Origin of the sequence: Burkholderia sp. AU39826 (assembly GCF_020419965.1) — a bacterium.
Classification (GTDB): domain Bacteria; phylum Pseudomonadota; class Gammaproteobacteria; order Burkholderiales; family Burkholderiaceae; genus Burkholderia; species Burkholderia semiarida.
Genome location: NZ_JAIZQG010000008.1, coordinates 105,162 through 126,109 on the forward strand (window position 1 = coordinate 105,162; position 20,948 = coordinate 126,109).

The following is a 20,948-nucleotide window of genomic DNA, read 5'->3' on the forward strand; positions in this document are numbered from 1 at the left end:
CCGTCTGCTATCGTTGCGTCGACGTCACCCCTGCCTTTGCCGCTCATGCGTTTCGACGATTCCGACATCGCCGCCGTCTACCGTGCCATCTTCGAACGGCGCGACATGCGCCATTTCACGCCGGCGCCCGTCGATCCGGCCGTGCTCGCGCGCCTGCTGCGCGCGGCGCACCACGCACCCAGCGTCGGCTTCATGCAGCCGTGGCGCTTCATCCGCATCACCGATCCCGCATTGCGCACGTCGATCCACGCACTGGTCGAGGCCGAGCGCCGCGCGACCGCCGACGCGCTCGGCGAACGCCAGGACGAATTCATGCGGCTGAAGGTCGAAGGCGTGCGCGAATGCGGCGAGCTGCTGGTCGTCGCGCTCGCCGACGGCCGCGAGCGCCACGTGTTCGGCCGCCGCACGCTGCCGGAGATGGACCTGGCGTCCGCCGCGTGCGCGATCCAGAACATGTGGCTCGCGGCGCGCGCGGAAGGGCTCGGGATGGGCTGGGTGTCGTTGTTCGACGTCGATGCGCTGCGCACGCTGCTGCGGATGCCCGACGGCGCGAAGCCGATCGCCGTGTTGTGCGTCGGGCACGTCGATGCGTTCTATGCGAAGCCGATGCTGGAACAAGAACGCTGGGCCGCGCGGATGCCGATCGAAGCCTGCCTGTTCGAGAACGGCTGGGACGATCCGGCGGCGACCGACGGGGCCGGATCGGCTGCGTCGTCAATAGAGACTGAAATGAAAGAAACGTCGGACACGATGCCCGGTGGATTGTCCGAACCCATCGCCTGATCCACGGTCCGGCAACCGCCGTCGCTCGCGACCGAATCGCCGCAAATCCCACAATATGAACTTCCCGCTTCCCGCCCCGTCGCACGCCGGCAACATCCATTTTGACCCCAAACATAAGGGTTTTCACTGAAGTAGAATCGTGGCTGACGTTCGCGTCACCGACCGCCCGCCCCGCGTCTCCCGCGCTTGGGCTCGAGCGGCCTCTTTTCCCGAGCCTACCGCGATGCCCCTGCCTCTTTTCGCCCTTGCCGTCGCCGCATTTGGAATCGGTACCACCGAATTCGTGATCATGGGGCTGCTGCCCAATGTCGCGCGCGATCTCGGCGTGTCGATCCCGGCCGCCGGGATGCTCGTGTCCGGCTACGCGCTCGGCGTGACGATCGGCGCGCCGATCCTCGCGATCGTCACCGCGAAGATGCCGCGCAAGCGCGCGCTGATGGGCCTGATCGGCCTGTTCATCGCCGGCAACCTGTTTTGCGCGATCGCGCCCGGCTATGCGGTGCTGATGGCCGCGCGCGTCGTCACCGCGTTCTGCCACGGTGCATTCTTCGGCATCGGCTCGGTGGTCGCGAGCAACCTCGTCGCGCCGAACCGCCGCGCGCAGGCGATCGCGCTGATGTTCACCGGCCTCACGCTCGCGAACGTGCTCGGCGTGCCGCTCGGCACCGCGCTCGGCCAGGCGTTCGGCTGGCGCGCGACGTTCTGGGCCGTCACCGGCATCGGCATCGCCGCGGCCGCCGCGCTCGCGGTGTGCCTGCCGAAGCACCTCGCGATGCCCGACACCAGCATCACGCGCGAATTCAGCGTGCTGAAGCACCCGCAGGTGCTGATGGTGCTCGGCATCAGCGTGCTCGCGTCCGCGAGCCTGTTCAGCGTGTTCACGTACATCACGCCGATCCTCGAGGACGTGACGGGCTTCTCGCCGCATCAGGTGACCTACGTGCTGCTGCTGTTCGGCCTCGGCCTGACGGTCGGCGGCACGCTCGGCGGCAAGCTCGCCGACTGGCGCCGGATGCCGTCGCTGATCGCGACGCTCGCGCTGATCGGCATCGTCCTCGCGCTGTTCGCGGGCACGATGCATCTGCCGTTCGCCGCGCTCGCGACGATTTTCGTGTGGGGCATCCTCGCGTTCGCGATCGTGCCGCCGCTGCAGATCATGATCGTCGATCGCGCCAGCGACGCGCCGAACCTCGCGTCGACGCTGAACCAGGGCGCGTTCAACCTCGGCAACGCGACCGGCGCGTGGCTCGGCGGGATGGCGATCGGCTCGGGCGTATCGCTCGTGAACCTGCCGTGGGTCGGCGTCGCGATGGCCGTCGCGGCGCTCGCGCTCACGCTGTGGTCGGCGGCGCTCGAACGCCGGCCCGTGGTCGTGCCGACCGAGTACGTATGACGCAACCCTGCGGTAATCGTTGCGTGCGCAACGCCATTCAAACGTGACAGCCTTCATGGACCTTTGAAGGGCCGCGGTGTAGCATCCCGGCCGATGAAAGCCATTCTCAATCGCGATTTCCTCGCGCTGATCCTGAGCGTCGCGGTCGTCGGCCTCGGCACCGGCGCCACGCTGCCGCTCACCGCGCTCGCGCTGACCGAAGCCGGACACGGCACCAACGTCGTCGGCATGCTGACGGCCGCGCAGGCCCTCGGCGGCCTTGCGATCGTGCCGTTCGTCACCGCGCTCGCGCGGCACATCGGTGCGCGTCGCGCGATCGTCGTGTCGGTCGTGCTGCTCGCGGCCGCCACCGCGCTGATGCAGTTCACGTCGAACCTGATCCTGTGGGGCGTGCTGCGCGTGCTGTGCGGCGCCGCGCTGATGCTGCTGTTCACGATCGGCGAAGCATGGGTCAACCAGCTCGCCGACGATTCGACGCGCGGCCGCGTCGTCGCGATCTATGCGACCAATTTCACGCTGTTCCAGATGGCCGGCCCCGTGCTCGTCAGCCAGATCGCCGGCGCGACGCGCATTCGCTTCGCGCTGTGCGGCGCGCTGTTCCTGCTCGCGCTGCCGACGCTCGCGACGATCCGCCGCGCGCCGCTCGCCGGCGACGACGCGCATCACGAAGCGCACGGCCGCTGGCTCGACGTGCTGCCGCGCATGCCCGCGCTGATCATCGGCACCGGCTTCTTCGCGCTGTTCGACACGCTCGCGCTGTCGCTGCTGCCGCTCTACGCGATGGATCACGGCGTCGCGAGCGCGACCGCCGTGCTGCTCGCGTCGATCATGCTGTTCGGCGATACCGCGATGCAGTTCCCGATCGGCTGGCTCGCGGACAAGCTCGGCCGCGAACGCGTACACCTCGGCGCGGGCTGGATCGTGCTGGGCGGCCTGCCGCTGCTGCCGTTCGTCATCGCCAATCCGTGGCTGTGCTGGCCGCTGCTGTTCGTGCTCGGCGCGGCCGCCGGCAGCATCTATACGCTGTCGCTCGTCGCGTGCGGCGAACGTTTCCGCGGCGCCGCGCTCGTCACCGCGAGCTCGCTCGTGTCGGCGTCGTGGAGCGCCGCGAGCTTCGGCGGGCCGCTGGTTGCCGGCGCGTTGATGGAGCAGTTGGGCAGCCATGCGCTGGTCGGCGTGCTGGTCGCCTGTGTCGCCGCGTTCGTCGGGGCCGCGTTGTGGGAACGACGCGCCGCGGTGCAACGCGCGATCTGATGCAGATTGGCGTTGGCGTTGGCGTTGGCGTTGGCGTTGGCGTTGGCGTTGGCGTTGGCGCGCGGCATCATGCACCGGTACGCATCGGCCCGCTCGCGCCCACTCTCCGGTAAACGGAAACGGCCCGCGCAATGCGGGCCGCCCTGTCCTTCCATACTACGCGTGACCTGCGCGTGACGTTCCGCGCTGCAATCCGTCACGCGCTCCGCGCCGGCAAGATCTTGCCCGCACACGTGCCGAAGCCGACGCGATAGCCGTCGCCCTGGCACCAGCCGGCGAGCGTCAGCTCGTCGCCGTCCTCGATGAACGTACGGCTGCCGCCGCCCGTCAGCGCGAGCGGCTCCTTGCCGTTCCACGTCAGTTCGAGCAGGCTGCCGAACGAATCCTTCGTCGGCCCGCTGATCGTGCCCGAGCCCATCAGGTCGCCCACGCGCGTGTTGCAGCCGGCAACCGTGTGATGCGCGAGCTGCTGCGCCATCGTCCAGTACATGTGCCTGAAGTTCGTCCGGCAGATCGACGTCGCGTCGGTCGCCCCTTCCGCGCGCAGCGTCACTTCGAGCGCGATGTCGAACGCGTGCTTGCCCGCATGCCGCAGATACGCGAGCGGCGGCGGCGACTGCTCGGGCTGCGCGACGCGAAACGGTTCAAGCGCATCGAGCGTGACGATCCACGGCGAGATCGTCGTCGCGAAGCCCTTCGAATTGAACGGGCCGAGCGGCACGTACTCCCACTGCTGGATGTCGCGCGCGCTCCAGTCGTTCAGCAGCACCATCCCGAAGATATGCGCTTCCGCGTCCTCGCACGCGATCGGCTCGCCGAGCGCGTTGCCGCGGCCGACGATGAAGCCCGTCTCCAGTTCGATATCGAGCTTGCGGCACGCGCCGAACACCGGACGCTCCTGGTCGGGCAGCTTCAGCTGCCCGTTCGGGCGCCGCACCGGCGTGCCGCTCACGACCACCGACGACGCGCGGCCGTTGTAGCCGATCGGCATCTCCGACCAGTTCGGCAGCAGCGCATTCTTCGGATCGCGAAACATCGAGCCGACGTTGGTCGCGTGCTCCTTCGACGAATAGAAATCGGTGTAGCCGGGAATCTCGACCGGCAGATGCAGCGTCGCGTCGCGCTGCGGCACCAGCACCTTCGCGCGCAGCGCCGCGTCGTCGCGCAGCCGTGCGTTGTCGCGCGAGAACAGGTCGGACAGTTGCACGCGCACGCTGCGCCATGCATCGCGGCCGAGCGCGATGAAATCGTTCAGCGTCGGCTGCTCGAACGCGCGATCGCGCCTCTCGAAAAAATCCTCGGGGCTCGACAGCGGCAACGTCAGCAGCCCGGCTCGCTTCAGTTCGGCCAGGTCGACGATCTGGTCGCCAAGCGCGACGCCCGCGCGGCGCGCCGTCTGCTTCGCATCGCTGAAGATTCCGAACGGTAGGTTCTGGATCGGGAAATCGCAGGCGGGATCGTTCGCGGTATCGACCCAGCTCTTGCGAGCCGGGTCGAGCGTCGCGCGCCAGTCTTGGGTATCGCTCACTTTTGCTCCGGATTGAAGTGTTTCTTGATGCCTTGCCAGCATTCGAAGTAATCGGCCTGCAGCTGTGCGGTATCGAGCGCGTAGCGCGTCGGCCGGATCAGCGTGCGGGTTTCGAACATGAACGCCATCGTCGCATCGACCTTGTGCGGCTTCGTCGTGTCGCTCGCGGACGCCTTCTCGAACGTGTCCGCGTCGGGCCCGTGGCCCGACATGCAGTTGTGCAGGCTCGCGCCGCCCGGCACGAAGCCTTCGGCCTTCGCGTCGTACGCACCGTGCACGAGCCCCATGAACTCGCTCGCGACGTTGCGGTGGAACCACGGCGGGCGGAACGTATCCTCGGCCGCGAGCCAGCGCGGCGGGAAGATCACGAAGTCGATCGTATCGACGCCCGGCGTGTCGCTCTGCGCCTGCAGCACGAGGAAGATCGACGGATCGGGATGGTCGAAGCTGATCGAGCCGATCGTGTTGAACAGGCGCAGATCGTATTTGTACGGCGCGTAGTTGCCGTGCCACGCGACGACGTCGAGCGGCGAATGGCCGATGTCCGCGCGCCACAGGCGCCCGTTCAGTTTCGCGATCAGCTCGAACGCGCCTTCGCGGTCTTCGTACGCGGCCTGCGGCGTCAGGAAGTCGCGCGGGTTCGCGAGCCCGTTCGAGCCGATCGGGCCGAGATCCGGCAGCCGCAGCAGCGCGCCGAAGTTCTCGCAGATGTAGCCGCGCGCGTCGCCGTCCGGCAGCGCGACCGAAAAACGCACGCCGCGCGGGATCACCGCGATCTCGAACGGCTCGACGTCGAGCCGGCCCAATTCCGTCGCGATGAACAGGCGCCCCTGCTGCGGCACGATCAGCAGTTCACCGTCCGCGCTGTAGAAGAAGCGGTCCTGCATCGACCGGTTCGCCGCATACAGATGGATCGCGCAGCCGTTCATCGCGGCGGCCGAACCGTTGCCGGCCATCGTCACGAGGCCGTCGACGAAATCGGTCGGCTCGACCGGCATCGGCAGCGGATCCCAGCGCAACTGGTTCGGCGGCGTCGGCGGCACGTCGGCCGAATCGCCGAACTCCGACACGAGCCGCTGCGCGCCCGCATACGGCTCGAACGGCCGGTGCACGGCGGCGGGGCGAATCCGGTACAGCCACGAGCGGCGGTTGTGGCCGCGCGGCGCGGTGAACGCGGTGCCCGACAACTGCTCCGCGTACAGCCCGTACGGCGCGCGCTGCGGCGAGTTGCGGCCGTGCGGCAGCGCGCCGGGCAGCGCCTCGGTCGCGAACTCGTTCGCGAAACCGCTCAGGTAGCCGGCGGTCGCCGGTTTCGACAGGTCAAGCGTCATCGTTTCCTTTCTCCATCAATTCAGGGCGGCGTTCGGCGCCTGCGCGCCGCCGCGCCGCGTCACACCGGCCAGGCCCAGCACGAATAGCGCCGAGCACAGCACGGGCACCGCGGCCGCGCGAAACAGCGCGCCGTTGGTCCAGTTCAGCGCAATCAGTTGCCCGCCGACGAGCGGCCCGAGCACCGAGCCGATCCGGCCGATGCCGAGGCTCCAGCCGATGCCCGTCGAGCGCAGCGACGTCGGGTAATACTGGCCCGCGAGCGCGTTCACGGCCGGCTGTCCGCCGACCACGCAGAACCCGCCCGCGAACACGACGACCAGCAGCCACGGCAACGCATGCGCGACCGAACCGATCAGCCCCACCGACACGGCCGCGCACGCGAAGCACGCGAACAGCACGCGCACGAAGCCGTAACGTTCGATGAACCAGCCGAGCGACAGCGTGCCGATCACGCCGCCCGTCTGCAGCACCGTGCCGACGATCACCGCCGTGCCCGGCGAATAACCGGCGTCGCGCATCACGGTCGGCAGCCAGTTCGACAGGAAGTACAGGTCGATCAGGTTCATGAAGCTGATGGCCCACAGCAGCAGCGTGACGGGCAGGCGGCCATGGCGGAACAGCTCGGCGACCGGCGCGCCGCTCGCCGCGCGTTCGCGCACGACGAGCCGCGTGTTCGCATCGATGCCGGCGGCCGGCGCGAAGCGCGCGAGCCAGTCGCGCGCCTGCGCGACGCGCCCTTTCAGCACCAGGAACTGCAGCGACTCCGGCAGCCGCGCGACCATCGCGATCGTCAGCACGAGCGGCACCGCGCCGCCGACGAAGAACACCGAGCGCCAGCCGAGCGCCGGAATCAGCGCCGCGCTGATGAAGCCGCCGAGCGCCGCGCCGAGCGTGAAGCCGCACGACACGATCATCATCCGCTTCACGCGATGCGCGGCCGGGCTGAATTCGCCGACCAGCGCCATCGCGTTCGGCATGATGCAGCCGAGGCCCAGGCCCGTGACGAAGCGCAGCGCCATCAGCACGGGGATCGAGCTCGCGAACGGCGTCGCGAGCATCGTCACCGAGAAGAACAGCGTCGAGCCGATCAGCACCGGACGCCGGCCGATCCGGTCGGCCAGCACCGACAGCCCGAGCGCGCCGAGCAGCATCCCGAACAGGCTCGCGCTGAACACCGGCCCGAGCGCCTGCTTCGGCACGCCCCATTCGGCGATCACGCTCGGCGCGACGTAGCCCATCGCCTGCGCATCGAAACCGTCGATCACGAGGCACAGCCCGCACAGCGCGAGAAGCATCCAGTGAAAACCCGGGCGATGGGTCTCGTCGATCACGCGCTCGACTTCGAGCACGCGCGTATCGGCCGGCGCCGCGCTCATTGCGCCACCTCGGCGGACGGATGCACGGGCGGCGTCACGCCCTGGCGCGCGAGCGCCATCGCTTCGCGCAGCACGTCGGCGTCGCCGACCTGGTTCGCGAGCAGCAGGATCAGCTTCGCGTTGACGAGCTGGCTGTCGGCGTCCGACAGGTCGCGATGCATGTCGATCAGCGCTTCGTAGAACGCGTCGGGGTCGGCCAGGCGCGGGCGGGTATCGAGTGAGGGCATGACGGTGTCTCCGGTGTCTTTATCGTAGTCAGCGTGCGCAGGTCGCGCGCGCCAGTGCGTCGGCGATCGCCTGACGCTCGAGCGTGCGCGTGCGTGCGCACACGTGCTGGTCGGGACGCAGCAGGTAGAACGTGCCGGGCTGCGCGTCGTAGCGCTGCGCGGCGAGGCCGTCGACGTCCTCCACGACGTCGACGCCGGCTGCCGGCCGCGCGTGCCCGGCCGGCACGACGAGCACCGGCCGCACCGTCGGCGCGAGACCGCTGACGGCCTGCGCGAGCGCTGCCGCGTCGCCCGGCAATCCGAACAGCACGCCGGTGAAGCCGCCACGCAGATGCTGCAGCAGCCAGCCCGACGCACCATGCGCACGTACCGGCGCATCGGCCGCCGCCGCGCCTGGGCGCATCGCGCATGCGAATGCGTCGCCGCCGCCGTCCGGCGTGTTCAGCGGCGAATCGGCCAGCACGGCCGGTACCGACAGGCGCCCGCTGTTCACCAGCCTGCGCGCGAATTCGCAGTCGCGCGCGAGCTTCAGCGTCGCATCGCGGAACACGCGCGACACCGCGCTCTTCGGCGTGATGAAATCGGTCGAGCGCGTCGAGTGGCGGATGTTCTCGTCCGCCGCGAACTCGCGCTCGCTCGCATAGGTGTCGAGCAGGCGGTCGTGCGCGTGGCCGTCGAGCACCAGCTTCAGCTTCCACGCGAGATTGTCCGCGTCCTGCACGCCGCTGTTCGCGCCGCGCGCGCCGAACGGCGACACGCCGTGCGCGGAATCGCCGGCGAACAGCACGCGGCCGTGCCGGAACGTGTCCATCCGCTGGCAGCGGAACGTATAGACGCTCACCCACTCGAGCTCGAACTCGACGTCCGGCCCGAGCAGCGCGCGCACGCGCGGGATCACGCGCTCCGGCTGCTTCTCGGCGACGGGATCGGCATCCCAGCCGAGCTGGAAGTCGATGCGCCACACGTTGTCGGGCTGGCGGTGCAGCAGCACCGACTGGTTGCGATGAAACGGCGGATCGAACCAGAACCAGCGCTCGGTCGGAAACTCCGCCTTCATCTTCACATCGGCGATCAGGAAGCGATCCTTGAACGTACGGCCGCGGCTCTCCAGGCCCATCATCGTGCGCATCGAGCTGCGCGAGCCGTCGGCCGCGATCACGTACTGCGCGTGCAGCGTCGCGACGCCGTCCGGCGTCTCGACCGTCAGCACCGCGTGTTCGGCCGACTGCGCGACGCCCGTCACCTTGTGCTTCCAGCGGATGTCGATGTTCGGCAGCTCGAACGCGCGATCGGCCAGATAGCCTTCGACGTAGTACTGCTGCAGGTTGATGAACGCGGGGCGCGCATGCCCTTCCTCGGGCAGCAGGTCGAACGCGTACAGTTGCTCGTCCTGCAGGAACACCTTGCCGACGTGCCAGCTCACGCCCTTGTCGACGAAGCGCTCGCCGCAGCCGAGCCGGTCGAAGATCTCGAGCGTGCGCTTCGCGAAGCAGATCGCGCGCGAGCCGGTCGACAGCGTGTCGTCGTCGTCGAGCAGCACGACCGGCACGCCCTGCTGCGCGAGGTCGATCGCGGCCGCGAGGCCCACCGGCCCCGCGCCGACGACGATCACCGGGTGGACGGCCGCGTCGTGCGCGCGGGCGCGGTACTCGAACTTCAGCGTCTGGTAATCGATGCTCATGGTCGCCATCCGCTCCTCAATCCCGCCGCGCGCGCACCGCCGCGCCCGTCGTCGCGTCCGTCTCCTGCCGGCGCGTGTGCCCGCCTGTCCTGTCAACCGCCACGTCTCGCTCCTTGCTTCCTGTTGATTCGTGAACGGCGCCGTTTCGCGGCGCCTGCCTGCCGCATTTCTTGATCGGCGACAAATCTTTGGATTTACGAATAGTAAAACCAATTACGAATAGTGAAAACAACGTAAACCCTAATCGTTCGCTCGGAGACGGGATAACCATATGAGCGAAACGCCGAGCCGAGCGCGGCGCGCGCTGCTAATATCAAGACAACGAGGCGGCCCTTTCGGCCGCCATTTTTCCTTTTCACGCCGATGATTCCGCCTACCATCCCCGAGCTGGTCGCCCGTGCCGGGCAACTGCCGTATCTGCGGGAACACCTCGCGCTTGCCGAAGGCGGCACCGCGTGCGCGAATCTGCCCGAGCGCACGCTCGCCAGTGCGTACGAGCCGATCTACGACGTGACGATGCCCGGCGCGCCGCAATCGACGTCGTTCGCCGACGCGATCGAGCGCTACGGCGACGAGCTCGGCTTCCAGGCCGTCACGCTGGTCACGGGCGCGCAGCACGATCCGGTCGACGCGGCCGTCGACGACCAGACGCTCGTCGCGATCGACCGCCTGTCGCGCGCGCTGCACGCGATCAATTTCTTCGGTGCGCAGCGTCACGGTCTGCTGTTCCTGCGCGTGCACGAGCGGCTGCTCAAGAGCGTGAAGTACGACCACGGCAAGCATTTCTCGTCGGTGCTGCAGCGCTTCGGGCTGCCGCCCGAGCGGATCGTGATCGAGCTGCCGGCGGTCGCGGTCGCCCACAAGACGTTCCTCGGCTACCTGACGCGCAGCTACCAGCATCACGGCTTCAAGGTCGCGGACAAGCTGCCCGACCCGGGCCGCATCCTCGCGGTCGAATCGGACATGGCGCGCCCCGACTACATCAAGATGGATGCGGGCATCGCGCTGCGCGACGGGATGGTCAAGGCGCTCGTCGCCTATGCGCAGCGCGTGCGGATTCCGCTGATCTTCGACGGTGTGGTCGACGAGACGCAGTGCGAGCTGCTGCGCCAGCACGACGTGCGGTTCATGCAGGGGCCGGTGTTCGCGAAGGTCGTGACGGCCTGAGCGGCGCGGCGGAAGGTGCGCGCCGCGCGCGGGGCGTGGCACACCGAATGACGGCGTGTCGTGCCGCTTCGGGAATCGGGTTTCAGGTCTCAGGTTTCAGGTTTCAGGTTTCAGCACGCGGCGTCGCTCGACGCCGGCCGGTTTCCTGTTCGTTACGCGCAAAGGTCGAACCTGCTTGCGCGCGAAATCCACACCGGCGCGTCGGTGTGAACCGGCCGCCTATTCTTATTCTCTTCCACCGTCGTCGTACTTCGGCAGATCGTCGTCGATCTCGATGCCCGGGAAACGATTTCCGTACCAGACATGCCACGCCGGACGCAGCCGCGACGGCTCGTCGAGCGTCGCGTAATTGATCTCGACCGTCCGCGGCGCCACGGAGCGCCGGTATTCGAGCTGCGCGCCGCAGCGGCCGCAGAAACGCCGCTCGCCCCACGCGCTCGACGCATAGACGGTCGGTTCGCCCTGCAGGTATTCGAATGCGTCGATCGGCACCGATGCCGATGCGACGACCGCCGCGCCCGTCGTACGCTGGCAGAGCCGGCAGTGGCAGAAGCCGGCATCGGCCGGCAGGCCGGCGATCCGGTAGCGAATCGCGCCGCATGCGCATCCGCCTTCCATCGTTTCGGGGTGCGGCATCGCGAACCTCGTGATCGTCAGGACACAGGCGAACGATGATGAGCGCGGTTCGCCCGTCGCACAATACGCAACCGCGCCGCCCCTTCCGCTTCCGCACCCGCGATCAACGAACCCGTTGCCGGGCGACGGCGACCTGCGCGCACGCTCGTTGCTCAGACCGTCTGCCCGAGCCGTTGCGCGAGCGCCTTCAGCTTCGGCCCGACTTGCGTGCGGAACACGCCCTCGTCCATCGACGATGCGGGTCCGCTGCAGCTCAGGATCAGCCAGCGACCCTCGCGCGGCTCGCGAAACGGCACGGCTGCCGCATTCACGTCCGTGTGCCACGCGCGGAACGAATAGCAGCAACCGCTCGCCGAGAACTCGGCCACCGCGTGCTGCGCGGCGGTGACGAGCGCATCGGCATCGGCCGCGCCGCCGGCCGCGCGGTGCAGCTCGGCATAGAGCGCACCGCGCACGTCCTCCGGCTGCACGGCCAGGTACGCGCGCCCCATCGAGCTCGTCAGCATCGACAGCCGCGAACCGGGCGCGAGCCCGAGCGTCAGCGCGGTCTCGCTGCGGATCGTCTCCAGATAGATCATGTCGAGCCCGTCGCGGCAGCCGAGCGACACGGCCGCGCCAATCTCGCGCGCGAGCGCCTGCATGTGCGGCCGCGCGAGATCGATCGTCCCTGAGCCCGACAGCAACGCGTAGCCGAGCGACAGCACGCCGGCGTCCAGCGCATACTTGCCGAGCGTCTCGTCGTAGCGCAGATAGCCGAGCACGGTCAGCGTATAGGCGAGCCGGTTCACCGTCGCCTTCGGCAGGCCGGTGCGTTCAGCGAAATCGCGATTGCCCAGCATCGTCTCGCCGGGCCGAAAGGCGCGCAGCAGGTCGAGCCCGCGTGCGAGCGCGACGACGAACTTGCGCTCGTCGATCGTGGTGTCGTCGATGGTTGAAAGCGTCATCCGGTGCTACACTGAGTTCAATTTGCAAAACATTGTTCCGCACAGCGGAACCATAGTCAAGCGAACTTTGGCATGGGGCCGGCTGGAAGACCGGACCAACAGGAGATGAGACGATGAGTGCTGCAACTTTTCATTGGGACGATCCGCTGCTGCTCGACCAGCAACTGACCGAGGACGAGCGGATGGTGCGCGACGCCGCGCAGGCCTACGCACAGGACAAGCTCGCGCCGCGCGTCACCGAAGCGTTCCGCCACGAACGCACCGACGCGGCCATCTTTCGCGAGATGGGCGAACTCGGCCTGCTCGGCCCGACGATTCCCGAGGAATATGGCGGCCCCGGCCTCAACTACGTGAGCTACGGGCTGATCGCGCGCGAAGTCGAGCGCGTCGATTCGGGCTACCGGTCGATGATGTCTGTGCAGTCGTCGCTCGTGATGGTGCCGATCTTCGAATTCGGCTCCGACGCGCAGAAGCGGAAATACCTGCCGAAGCTCGCGACCGGCGAATGGATCGGCTGCTTCGGGCTGACCGAGCCGAACCACGGCTCCGACCCGGGCAGCATGGTCACGCGCGCGAAGAAGGTGCCGGGCGGCTACGCGCTGTCCGGCGCGAAGATGTGGATCACCAACTCGCCGATCGCCGACGTGTTCGTCGTGTGGGCGAAACTGGAAGAAAACGGCAAGGACGCGATCCGCGGCTTCATCCTCGAGAAGGGCTGGAAGGGCCTGTCGGCGCCGGCGATCCACGGCAAGGTCGGGCTGCGCGCGTCGATCACCGGCGAGATCGTGCTCGACGAGGTGTTCGTGCCCGAAGAGAACCTGATGCCGAACGTGAGCGGCCTGCGCGGCCCGTTCACCTGCCTGAACTCGGCGCGCTACGGGATCGCGTGGGGCGCGCTCGGCGCCGCCGAGTCGTGCTGGCACACCGCACGCCAGTACGTGCTCGACCGCCAGCAGTTCGGCCGGCCGCTCGCCGCGAACCAGTTGATCCAGAAGAAGCTCGCCGACATGCAGACCGAAATCACGCTCGGCCTGCAAGGCGTGCTGCGCCTCGGCCGGATGAAGGACGAAGGCACGGCCGCCGTCGAGATCACGTCGATCATGAAGCGCAACTCGTGCGGCAAGGCGCTCGACATCGCGCGGCTCGCGCGCGACATGCTCGGCGGCAACGGCATCTCCGACGAATTCGGCGTCGCACGCCATCTCGTGAATCTCGAAGTGGTGAACACGTACGAAGGCACGCACGACATCCACGCGCTGATCCTCGGCCGTGCGCAGACGGGCATCCAGGCGTTCTTCTGATGATTCGGCCATGACGCACGCGGCGGCGGCGATGCCGCGCCCGCGAGCGCCGCCACGTAAAAGGCCCGCCCGGCATCGCTGCCGGACGGGCCTTTGTCATCGCAGCCGCGGGCAGGGGCTGCGTCGATGCTTACTTGTTCGGCTGCGGCGTCAGGCGCAGATACGGACGCACCGCGTTGAAGCCCTTCGGGAAGCGCTTCTTCAATTCTTCCGGATCCTGCAGCGACGGCACGATCACGACGTCGTCGCCGTCCTTCCAGTTGCCGGGCGTCGCGACCTTGTAATTGTCGGTCAACTGCAGCGAATCGATCACGCGCAGCACTTCGTCGAAATTGCGCCCCGTGCTGGCCGGATAGGTGATCGTGAGCCGCACCTTCTTGTTCGGGTCGATCACGAACAGCGAACGCACCGTCAGCGTTTCGTTCGCATTCGGGTGAATCATGTCGTACAGCTGCGACACCTTGCGGTCCGCGTCGGCGATGATCGGGAAGCCCACGACCGTCGACTGCGTCTCGTTGATGTCGTTGATCCAGCCCTTGTGCGATTCGACGCCGTCGACCGACAGCGCGATCACCTTCACGTTGCGTTTCTCGAATTCGCCCTTCAGCTTCGAGGTCAGCCCGAGTTCGGTCGTGCACACCGGCGTGTAGTCGGCCGGATGCGAGAACAGGACACCCCAGCTGTTGCCGAGCCACTCGTGAAACTTGATGGTGCCCAGGCTCGATTCCTGCTCGAAATCCGGTGCGATGTCGCCAAGACGCAGACTCATGATGTTCCCTCCTCGAACGATGCTGGTTGAAACCGCGCGCCGGACAGCGCGGGGCAGTCCATCAGCTTACGGGAAGCAATGGGCCGTGCGAACGATTATTCCGTTTGATATTCATACTTTTTTGTCATTTTTGCCCGGCGTCGTGGGAGAACGGACGGCAGCGGGGAAACTTTTCAATCCCTTTGCCGCTCTGTTCATCATTACAAGTCGTTTACCATGCAGTCTTGCGCTGCCGCCGTGCGTCTTCCCGGCTCGCCAGCAGGCACGGGTTTCGCTACGATGTGAACCTGCAGCATGACAGCACGAAGGGAGTTGCAATGTCGGAAATCAACAAGGAGAAACTGATGTCGGATATCAAAACCGTTCTCTCGGACGCCGAAGACCTGCTCAAGCAAGCTGCGAGCAGCACGGGCGACCGTGCGGCCGAGCTGCGCGAGAAAGCCATGTCGCGCCTGAAGCAGGCCAAGGAAAAGGCAGCCGACGTCCAGGTCGTGGTGGTCGAGAAAGGCAAGAAGGCCGCGCGCGCGACCGACGACTACGTGCACGAGCATCCGTGGACGTCGATCGGCGTGGCTGCCGGCGTTGGCGTGCTGATCGGCCTGCTGATCAACCGCAAGTAACGCGCTTTGCGCCGTTTCGTCCCGCGGGCCGCATGATGACGCGGCGCGCGGGCGTCGAAGCCGGCCGGCCTGCGCCGGCGGCTTTGTCCTAGCTGCTCACTGTACGCGCAAGCACCGCATCCATGACGACAGACACCCCCTCGCAGCCGTCCGGTCAAGGACCGCTGCGCCGCCTCGTCGGCTCGGCCATCGGCCTCCTGCAAACGCGCCTCGAACTGGTGGGCATCGAGCTTGCCGAGGAGAAGGAGCGCCTGATGGGCGTGCTGTTCCTCGGCCTCGCCGCGATGATGCTCGCGACGATGGCACTCATCAGCCTGACCGTGCTGATCGCGATCGCGTTCTGGGATACCTACCGCTGGCAGTCGCTCGCCGCGATCACCGCGCTGTATGCCGTTGGCGGCATCGTATGCGGGCTGAAGGCGCGCTCGGGCCTGCGGGGCGCGCCAACCGTGTTCGAGGCGACGCTCGCCGAACTCGAGAAAGACCGCGACCTGTTCCGCGGCAAGCCGTGAACGCCCTCGCGCTCATCCCTTCCACCTACTTCGCCGACGCGCCATGAGCCAGAACATCACGGGCAATCCATCCCGCTCCCATTCGTCGCGATCGAACTGGAGCGCGTCGCAGCACCGCGCGCTGCGCAAGGAACTGCTGATCCTGCGATCCGAAGTCGAGCGGCTCGAACTCGCGGAAGCCGCCGCCGAAATGCGCCAGGCCGTCACGCGCTTCAGCTGGCTCAAGGTGTTCATCCCCGGGCTGTCGACCGGCAAGTTCGGCCAGTCGGCCAGGAACCTGAACGCAAGCCTCGGCCACCTCGTCAACCAGTATCCGATGCTGAGTTCCCTCGCATCGCTCGTGCTCGCGAAACCCGTTCGCTCGCTGCTACGCGCAAGCGCGGGCCCCGCGTTGAAGTGGGGCACGCTCGGCTTCGCCGCATGGGAGGTCTACCGGATCTGGAAGCAGTCCCGCGACGAGCGCGGGCTCGACGCACGCGACGACTGACCGCGGGGCCTCCCGCGCGCACGGCCATGCGCCGCCGCGCGTTCGTTGCGCGCGTTCGTTGCGAACTCAGCGCACACCCCAGCAGGCAGCGCCTGGTTCGTCGGCGCCCCCACTTCCCGCATTGCCTTTCGTCCCGTCCGAGCGCAGCGTGAACATGCCGCATGCATCGTCGCGCATCGGCCCCGTGTCGAGCGGCGTCGCTACCAGTTCATAGCTCACCGGCGACTCGTCGCCGTCCGGCCGCCCGAGCGTCAATCGATACACGGCCGGCCCGTCCGGCGGCGCCTGCGCGAGCGCGTCCGGCAATGCCGCCGGCGGCGCACCGTCGAGCGTTTCGAGATACTGGGCCGCACGGTATAGCGCGGACACCGCCGACGCGCGGTGAACCCGCACGACATGCTCGCGATACGACGGGATACCCCACCCGGCCAGCACCGCGACGATCGCGAGCACGATCATCAGTTCGATCAGCGTGACCCCCGCCGCTCGAACCCTGAACAGGCGGCCGTTCATCGAAGCACCGCCGCGACACGACGCCAGCGCAGCACGACGATATGGCCGTCCCGCATCGCAACCTGGTGCTGCAACCATACGGCACTCGACGCGTGCGCGCCGACACCGCGCGCGGTCACAAGATAAGCGCGGTCGCGTGCCTGCCCTGCCGGACGCCGCCACGCCTCGATCAGGCATCGCGGCGGCTGCTCGGCCATCGGCCATTCGGCGAATGGCGTGAACGCTTCGGCAGCCGCCAGCGGCGGCATGCGTCGCCATGCGTCGGGCTCCGCATGCGATTCGCTTTCGTACACATACGGCGCCGAGCCGCGCAGCAATCGCGCGGTACACGCGGCAAGCGCGGCATCGGCCGCGTGGAATGCAATCAGCCGATCGGACAATGCGCGTGTGCGGCGCGACTCCGTCAGCGCGGCGTCGAACCATGTACCCGTCAGTGCCGCGACCGCTGCGCCGATGGCGATCACCGCAGGCAACGCAAGGCCCGCATCGCGCCGCCACGCACGGCGACCGGGCCGGAAACGCATGTTCGGCTCGCGCGGAGTCGCCGCTGGAACGCGAGCACGTACGGCGTGCTGCCGATCGCCGCCGCTCGCGACGCTGCGCTCGTGCGCGTGGCCAGCCTCGCCGCGTCGCAAGATGCCATCCCGCGCGTATCGCGATGCTCCGCTCATCGCGCCACCTCGCTTGCTCGAATGGCATCATGCGACGCAGCGTCGGCGGCGAGCGCGACGTTGCGCAACGCGACGATGCGATCGAGTGTCAAACGGGCGCGGCCGTCCGACGCCACGGCAACGCGGCCGTCGCAGTCGACCTGACGCGCCGGTTCGCGCATCGGCTCGCCGCGCGCCCTGACGCAGAGATGCACGGCCACGACCTCGCGCCAGTCGTCGGCACGCATCGCGTCGGCGTCGACGAACCGCATGGCGCCGCGACGCAAATAACGGATGCGCAACTGATCGATCCCCGCCACGACGGGCTGCGGCGTGCCCGGACGGCCACTTCCTTCGCAATACAGTTCGGGCTCGCCCGTCGACGGGCTGACATGCGCATCGAAGCGATTCTCCATCGGCGCCGGCTCGCCCGGCTCGCCGACACCCTGCCCGAGGCAATCCGACGCCTGGCCGCTCACCGTCGTCCACGTGGACACGGCATCGCCGACATACCGGACCAGCAACGCGTCCGACGCCGAACGCGCGGGCTCGCAGCGCACCTGTGCGCCGCTACCGCGCACGCGTGCCGTCGAACAGCCGAACACCGGCGGCAACGGCGATGCCGCTTCGGCATCGAGCGGCCGGAAACCCGCCATCTGGATCTGCTGACCGATCAGCATCAGCGCGGCCGCCGCCGCGTCGCGCATCCTGAACCCGTCTTCCGCGCGACGCTGCGCAATGCGCTGCGCGTGGTACAGCGCACCGGCCGCCGCGAGCACGAGCAGCCCGACGGTCATCGCAATCAGCACTTCGAGCAGCGTATGGCCACACGTACGGCGATCAGCGCTCATCGCGTGCCCTCTCCCGAAACGGTATCCGGACACACGATCGCGGCTGCGCTGACGACGCCCCTGCCGCATCGCAGCGCGGCGACGCGCCCCCGTTGCCGCCCCGCCAGCCGACGACCGCGTAGCGGACGCCGCCCGGCCCGCCGTCGAGCGTCATCGCGCCACCGGGCAACGACGTCGCCGCCGACGCCGCGAGGCCGTCGTCGACCGCCGCGGCGGCATGCAGACGCTCGATCCGTGCATCGGCCAGCCACAGCGCGCGCTCGCGCCAGATCGTCGCGCGCTGCGTACGCGCCATCGCGAGCTGGCTGCCGGCGACCGCCAACATTACGGTGGCGAGCAGCGCGATGGCGAGCGTCGCCTCGAGCAACGACGTCCCGCGCATGGCATGGCGCATGGCGATCATGCCGCGTCGCAGCGACCGGCGACCATCCGCGCGCGGCCGCCGGCCGCGATGCGCACGCAACGCGATGCGCGCGCGTCGTCGGCATCGGACACGCCGCGCCTCGGACGCAACTCGAAACGCCGGATCCCGCCGATCGACTGGCCGACCGGCGGTGCGAACGCGAGCTCATGCGCGGCGCCCACGACGGCCACTTCCGCATCGCGCGGATAGCGTCGCAGCACACGCGAGTACCCGTCGACCTGCCCGCTGACGATCCAGTCGCACGACCATTCGGCCGGATCGCACCGCTCTCCGGCACGCAGGCAGGCGCCGTCGCGCCCGGCGCGGCACAGCGTGACGCGCGTACCGAGGCGCGTTGCCTCGGTACGCGCAAACGACAGCGCACCGAGCAGCGCGCGCGAGCGGGCATCCACGCGTTCACGCATGCGCCACTGGTCGAACGTGGGCACCGCATAGAGCGCCAGCCCCGCCGCCAGCGACAGGGCGACCATCAGCTCGACGAGCGTGAATCCGCCCGATCGTTGCACCACATTCTTCAAGGATTGAGCGCCCGGTTCCATCGCAATCGTCCTCCGCCACGGTGATGCGACGACTGTAGCGGCGCGTGCGGACGCACGCCATTGGCCGAACGGCCGACTGGCGACATGCGATCGCGACCGACACAATCGGCGCGAATCGAACCAACGGAGCAGACGATGAACGAACGCAGCGCGTCAGCGCTTACGCGGGGTCTTGGCGGGAGAGGCGCGACGGAACTCTTCGATCACGTCGGCAAATTCGGAGACATCCTCGAACTGGCGATACACCGATGCGAAGCGCACATAGGCAATCGTATCGAGGCCGCGCAACTCGTTCATCACGAGCTCGCCCAGCTTCTCGCTACGCACTTCACGCTCGCCAGTCGCGAGCAGTTGATATTCGATGCGGGCGACCGCCGCATCGATCGCGTCGGCGGCAACCGGCCGCTTGCGCAGCGCGAGTTGCATGCTGGCGACGATCTTGCGACGGTCGAATTCCGTGCGGCTGCCGTCCTTCTTCACGACGAACGGCAGCGACAACTCGACCCGCTCGTACGTCGTGAAGCGCTTGTCGCAAGCCGAGCAGCGACGGCGCCGCCGAATCGCGGCGCCATCTTCGGACACGCGCGAGTCGACGACCTGCGTGTCGTCATGCCGGCAGAACGGGCAGCGCATCGGCGATCAGCGATAGACCGGGAAACGCTTGGTCAGCTCGGCGACCTGCGCGCGCACGCGCTCGATCGTCGCCGCATCTTCCGGGTTCTCCAGCACGTCGGCGATCAGGTTGCCGACCTGCTCGGCTTCCGCCGGCCCGAAGCCGCGCGTCGTCATCGCCGGCGAGCCGAGACGGATGCCGCTCGTCACGAACGGCTTTTCCGGGTCGTTCGGGATCGCGTTCTTGTTCACCGTGATGTGCGCCGCGCCGAGTGCCGCTTCCGCTGCCTTGCCGGTGATGTTCTTCGCACGCAGGTCCACCAGCATCACGTGGCTTTCCGTGCGGCCCGACACGATCCGCAGCCCGCGCTTGACCAGCGTTTCGGCCAGCACGCGTGCGTTCTCGACCACCTTCTGCTGATATGCCTTGAACTCCGGCGACAGCGCTTCCTTGAACGCCACGGCCTTCGCCGCGATCACATGCATCAGCGGGCCGCCCTGGATCCCCGGGAAGATCGCGGAGTTGATCGGCTTCTCGTACTCGGCCTTCATCAGGATCACGCCGCCGCGCGGGCCGCGCAGGCTCTTGTGCGTCGTCGTCGTCACGAAATCCGCGTGCGGCACCGGGTTCGGGTACACGCCCGCCGCGATCAGGCCAGCGTAGTGCGCCATGTCGACCATCAGGTACGCACCGACCGACTTCGCGATCTTCGCCAGACGCTCGAAATCGATCTTCAGCGCGAACGCCGACGCACCCGCGACGATCAGCTTCGGCTTGTGTTCGTTCGCCAGCTTCTCGGCCGCGTCGTAGTCGATGTCTTCGTTTTCGTTCAGGCCGTAGCTCACCACGTTGAACCACTTGCCCGACATGTTCACCGGCGAGCCGTGCGTCAGGTGGCCGCCATGCGCGAGGCTCATGCCCATGATCGTGTCGCCCGGCTTGAGCATCGCGAAGAACACGCCCTGGTTCGCCTGCGAACCCGAGTTAGGCTGCACGTTCGCGGCTTCCGCGCCAAACAGCTGCTTCACACGGTCGATCGCCAATTGCTCGACCACGTCGACGTACTCGCAACCGCCGTAGTAGCGCTTGCCCGGATACCCTTCCGCGTACTTGTTCGTGAGCTGCGAGCCCTGCGCGGCCATCACGGCCGGGCTCGTGTAGTTTTCCGACGCGATCAGCTCGATGTGATCTTCCTGGCGGCGGTTTTCCTGCTCGATCGCTGCGAAGATTTCGGGATCGACGTTCGCGATGGTGCTTTGGGCTCTGTCAAACATACGGTTTCCGTTAAGTGTGTACAGGTTGACCGGAGTGGCCGAGTACGGTGCGCCGCTGGCGAGACCAGCTCGAC

Annotated in this window: 23 protein-coding genes; 8 read left to right on the top strand and 15 right to left on the bottom strand. The window is 67.9% G+C overall.

The window, feature by feature from the left end; genetic code table 11:
• Nucleotides 1–45 precede the first annotated feature (45 nt).
• The 3 genes from bluB (at nt 46) to LGM42_RS16915 (ending at nt 3,430) form a co-directional block, all read left to right on the top strand.
• On the top strand, nt 46–783 hold the full coding sequence (gene bluB, locus LGM42_RS16905) for a 5,6-dimethylbenzimidazole synthase (RefSeq protein WP_226232699.1): 738 nt from the start codon (nt 46–48) through the stop codon (nt 781–783).
• 223 nt (nt 784–1,006) lie between these two features.
• Entirely contained in the window at nt 1,007–2,176 is a 1,170-nt protein-coding gene (locus LGM42_RS16910) for an MFS transporter (RefSeq protein ID WP_060312758.1), read from the top strand.
• 93 nt (nt 2,177–2,269) lie between these two features.
• Entirely contained in the window at nt 2,270–3,430 is a 1,161-nt protein-coding gene (locus tag LGM42_RS16915; protein ID WP_060312756.1) for an MFS transporter, read from the top strand.
• Between the two features lie 196 nt (nt 3,431–3,626).
• Here LGM42_RS16915 and fahA read toward each other — a convergent pair whose 3' ends face one another.
• Genes fahA through LGM42_RS16940 form a run of 5 tightly spaced genes read right to left on the bottom strand, consistent with a single transcriptional unit; the run spans nt 3,627 to nt 9,583 of the window.
• Nucleotides 3,627–4,958 carry a fumarylacetoacetase gene (gene fahA / locus LGM42_RS16920; protein WP_226232700.1) on the bottom strand — a complete coding sequence of 444 codons (1,332 nt, stop codon included), beginning with the start codon at nt 4,956–4,958 and terminating at the stop codon, nt 3,627–3,629.
• Complete coding sequence (gene hmgA, locus LGM42_RS16925; protein WP_060312752.1) at nt 4,955–6,289, bottom strand: homogentisate 1,2-dioxygenase; 1,335 nt, start codon at nt 6,287–6,289, stop codon at nt 4,955–4,957. The genes fahA and hmgA overlap by 4 nt, the downstream gene beginning before the upstream one ends.
• 15 nt (nt 6,290–6,304) lie before the next feature.
• Complete coding sequence (locus LGM42_RS16930; RefSeq protein ID WP_226232701.1) at nt 6,305–7,666, bottom strand: MFS transporter; 1,362 nt, start codon at nt 7,664–7,666, stop codon at nt 6,305–6,307.
• Nucleotides 7,663–7,893 carry a DUF2783 domain-containing protein gene (locus tag LGM42_RS16935; protein WP_060965622.1) on the bottom strand — a complete coding sequence of 77 codons (231 nt, stop codon included), beginning with the start codon at nt 7,891–7,893 and terminating at the stop codon, nt 7,663–7,665. Before LGM42_RS16935 ends, LGM42_RS16930 begins: the two co-directional genes overlap by 4 nt.
• Before the next feature lie 28 nt (nt 7,894–7,921).
• A complete protein-coding gene (locus LGM42_RS16940) occupies nt 7,922–9,583 on the bottom strand; it encodes an FAD-dependent oxidoreductase (protein ID WP_226232702.1) in 1,662 nt (553 codons plus the stop codon).
• 354 nt (nt 9,584–9,937) lie between these two features.
• Between LGM42_RS16940 and LGM42_RS16945 the strand changes: the two genes are divergently transcribed.
• Entirely contained in the window at nt 9,938–10,741 is an 804-nt protein-coding gene (locus LGM42_RS16945; protein WP_059574247.1) for an EAL domain-containing protein, read from the top strand.
• 225 nt (nt 10,742–10,966) lie between these two features.
• On the opposite strand, the gene LGM42_RS16950 is transcribed toward LGM42_RS16945, so the two are convergent.
• Together LGM42_RS16950 and LGM42_RS16955 are read right to left on the bottom strand one after the other, a co-directional pair.
• Complete coding sequence (locus LGM42_RS16950) at nt 10,967–11,377, bottom strand: GFA family protein (protein ID WP_226232703.1); 411 nt, start codon at nt 11,375–11,377, stop codon at nt 10,967–10,969.
• 152 nt (nt 11,378–11,529) lie between these two features.
• On the bottom strand, nt 11,530–12,321 hold the full coding sequence (locus LGM42_RS16955) for an IclR family transcriptional regulator (RefSeq protein ID WP_060312746.1): 792 nt from the start codon (nt 12,319–12,321) through the stop codon (nt 11,530–11,532).
• A 113-nt stretch (nt 12,322–12,434) separates the two neighbouring features.
• Between LGM42_RS16955 and LGM42_RS16960 the strand changes: the two genes are divergently transcribed.
• Nucleotides 12,435–13,622 (top strand): acyl-CoA dehydrogenase, encoded by a 1,188-nt coding sequence (locus tag LGM42_RS16960; RefSeq protein WP_060011435.1) that lies wholly within the window; start codon nt 12,435–12,437, stop codon nt 13,620–13,622.
• Between the two features lie 130 nt (nt 13,623–13,752).
• On the opposite strand, the gene LGM42_RS16965 is transcribed toward LGM42_RS16960, so the two are convergent.
• Nucleotides 13,753–14,391 carry a peroxiredoxin gene (locus LGM42_RS16965; RefSeq protein WP_006476788.1) on the bottom strand — a complete coding sequence of 213 codons (639 nt, stop codon included), beginning with the start codon at nt 14,389–14,391 and terminating at the stop codon, nt 13,753–13,755.
• Nucleotides 14,392–14,708: 317 nt separating this feature from the next.
• On the opposite strand from LGM42_RS16965, the gene LGM42_RS16970 reads away from it, so the two are divergent.
• From LGM42_RS16970 to LGM42_RS16980, 3 genes are all read left to right on the top strand, one after another.
• The gene (locus LGM42_RS16970; protein ID WP_006494044.1) at nt 14,709–15,011 is read left to right on the top strand and encodes a DUF883 family protein; all 303 of its coding nucleotides are present in this window, start codon (nt 14,709–14,711) and stop codon (nt 15,009–15,011) included.
• 122 nt (nt 15,012–15,133) lie between these two features.
• Nucleotides 15,134–15,523 carry a phage holin family protein gene (locus LGM42_RS16975; RefSeq protein ID WP_059574251.1) on the top strand — a complete coding sequence of 130 codons (390 nt, stop codon included), beginning with the start codon at nt 15,134–15,136 and terminating at the stop codon, nt 15,521–15,523.
• A 43-nt stretch (nt 15,524–15,566) separates the two neighbouring features.
• The gene (locus LGM42_RS16980; RefSeq protein ID WP_059574252.1) at nt 15,567–16,010 is read left to right on the top strand and encodes a DUF3318 domain-containing protein; all 444 of its coding nucleotides are present in this window, start codon (nt 15,567–15,569) and stop codon (nt 16,008–16,010) included.
• Nucleotides 16,011–16,076: 66 nt separating this feature from the next.
• Here LGM42_RS16980 and LGM42_RS16985 read toward each other — a convergent pair whose 3' ends face one another.
• From LGM42_RS16985 to glyA, 7 genes are all read right to left on the bottom strand, one after another.
• On the bottom strand, nt 16,077–16,523 hold the full coding sequence (locus LGM42_RS16985; protein WP_226232704.1) for a type IV pilin protein: 447 nt from the start codon (nt 16,521–16,523) through the stop codon (nt 16,077–16,079).
• Nucleotides 16,520–17,047 (bottom strand): hypothetical protein, encoded by a 528-nt coding sequence (locus LGM42_RS16990; protein ID WP_185716490.1) that lies wholly within the window; start codon nt 17,045–17,047, stop codon nt 16,520–16,522. Before LGM42_RS16990 ends, LGM42_RS16985 begins: the two co-directional genes overlap by 4 nt.
• 143 nt (nt 17,048–17,190) lie before the next feature.
• Nucleotides 17,191–18,024 carry a PilW family protein gene (locus LGM42_RS16995; RefSeq protein WP_226232705.1) on the bottom strand — a complete coding sequence of 278 codons (834 nt, stop codon included), beginning with the start codon at nt 18,022–18,024 and terminating at the stop codon, nt 17,191–17,193.
• Nucleotides 18,014–18,427: a hypothetical protein gene (locus tag LGM42_RS17000; protein WP_124859726.1), complete on the bottom strand. Its 414-nt coding sequence runs from the start codon at nt 18,425–18,427 to the stop codon at nt 18,014–18,016. Before LGM42_RS17000 ends, LGM42_RS16995 begins: the two co-directional genes overlap by 11 nt.
• Complete coding sequence (locus LGM42_RS17005; protein WP_226232706.1) at nt 18,424–18,987, bottom strand: GspH/FimT family pseudopilin; 564 nt, start codon at nt 18,985–18,987, stop codon at nt 18,424–18,426. Before LGM42_RS17005 ends, LGM42_RS17000 begins: the two co-directional genes overlap by 4 nt.
• Before the next feature lie 153 nt (nt 18,988–19,140).
• A complete protein-coding gene (nrdR, locus tag LGM42_RS17010; protein ID WP_050011738.1) occupies nt 19,141–19,620 on the bottom strand; it encodes a transcriptional regulator NrdR in 480 nt (159 codons plus the stop codon).
• 6 nt (nt 19,621–19,626) lie between these two features.
• Nucleotides 19,627–20,874 (bottom strand): serine hydroxymethyltransferase, encoded by a 1,248-nt coding sequence (gene glyA / locus LGM42_RS17015; RefSeq protein ID WP_059574256.1) that lies wholly within the window; start codon nt 20,872–20,874, stop codon nt 19,627–19,629.
• Nucleotides 20,875–20,948: the final 74 nt, after the last annotated feature.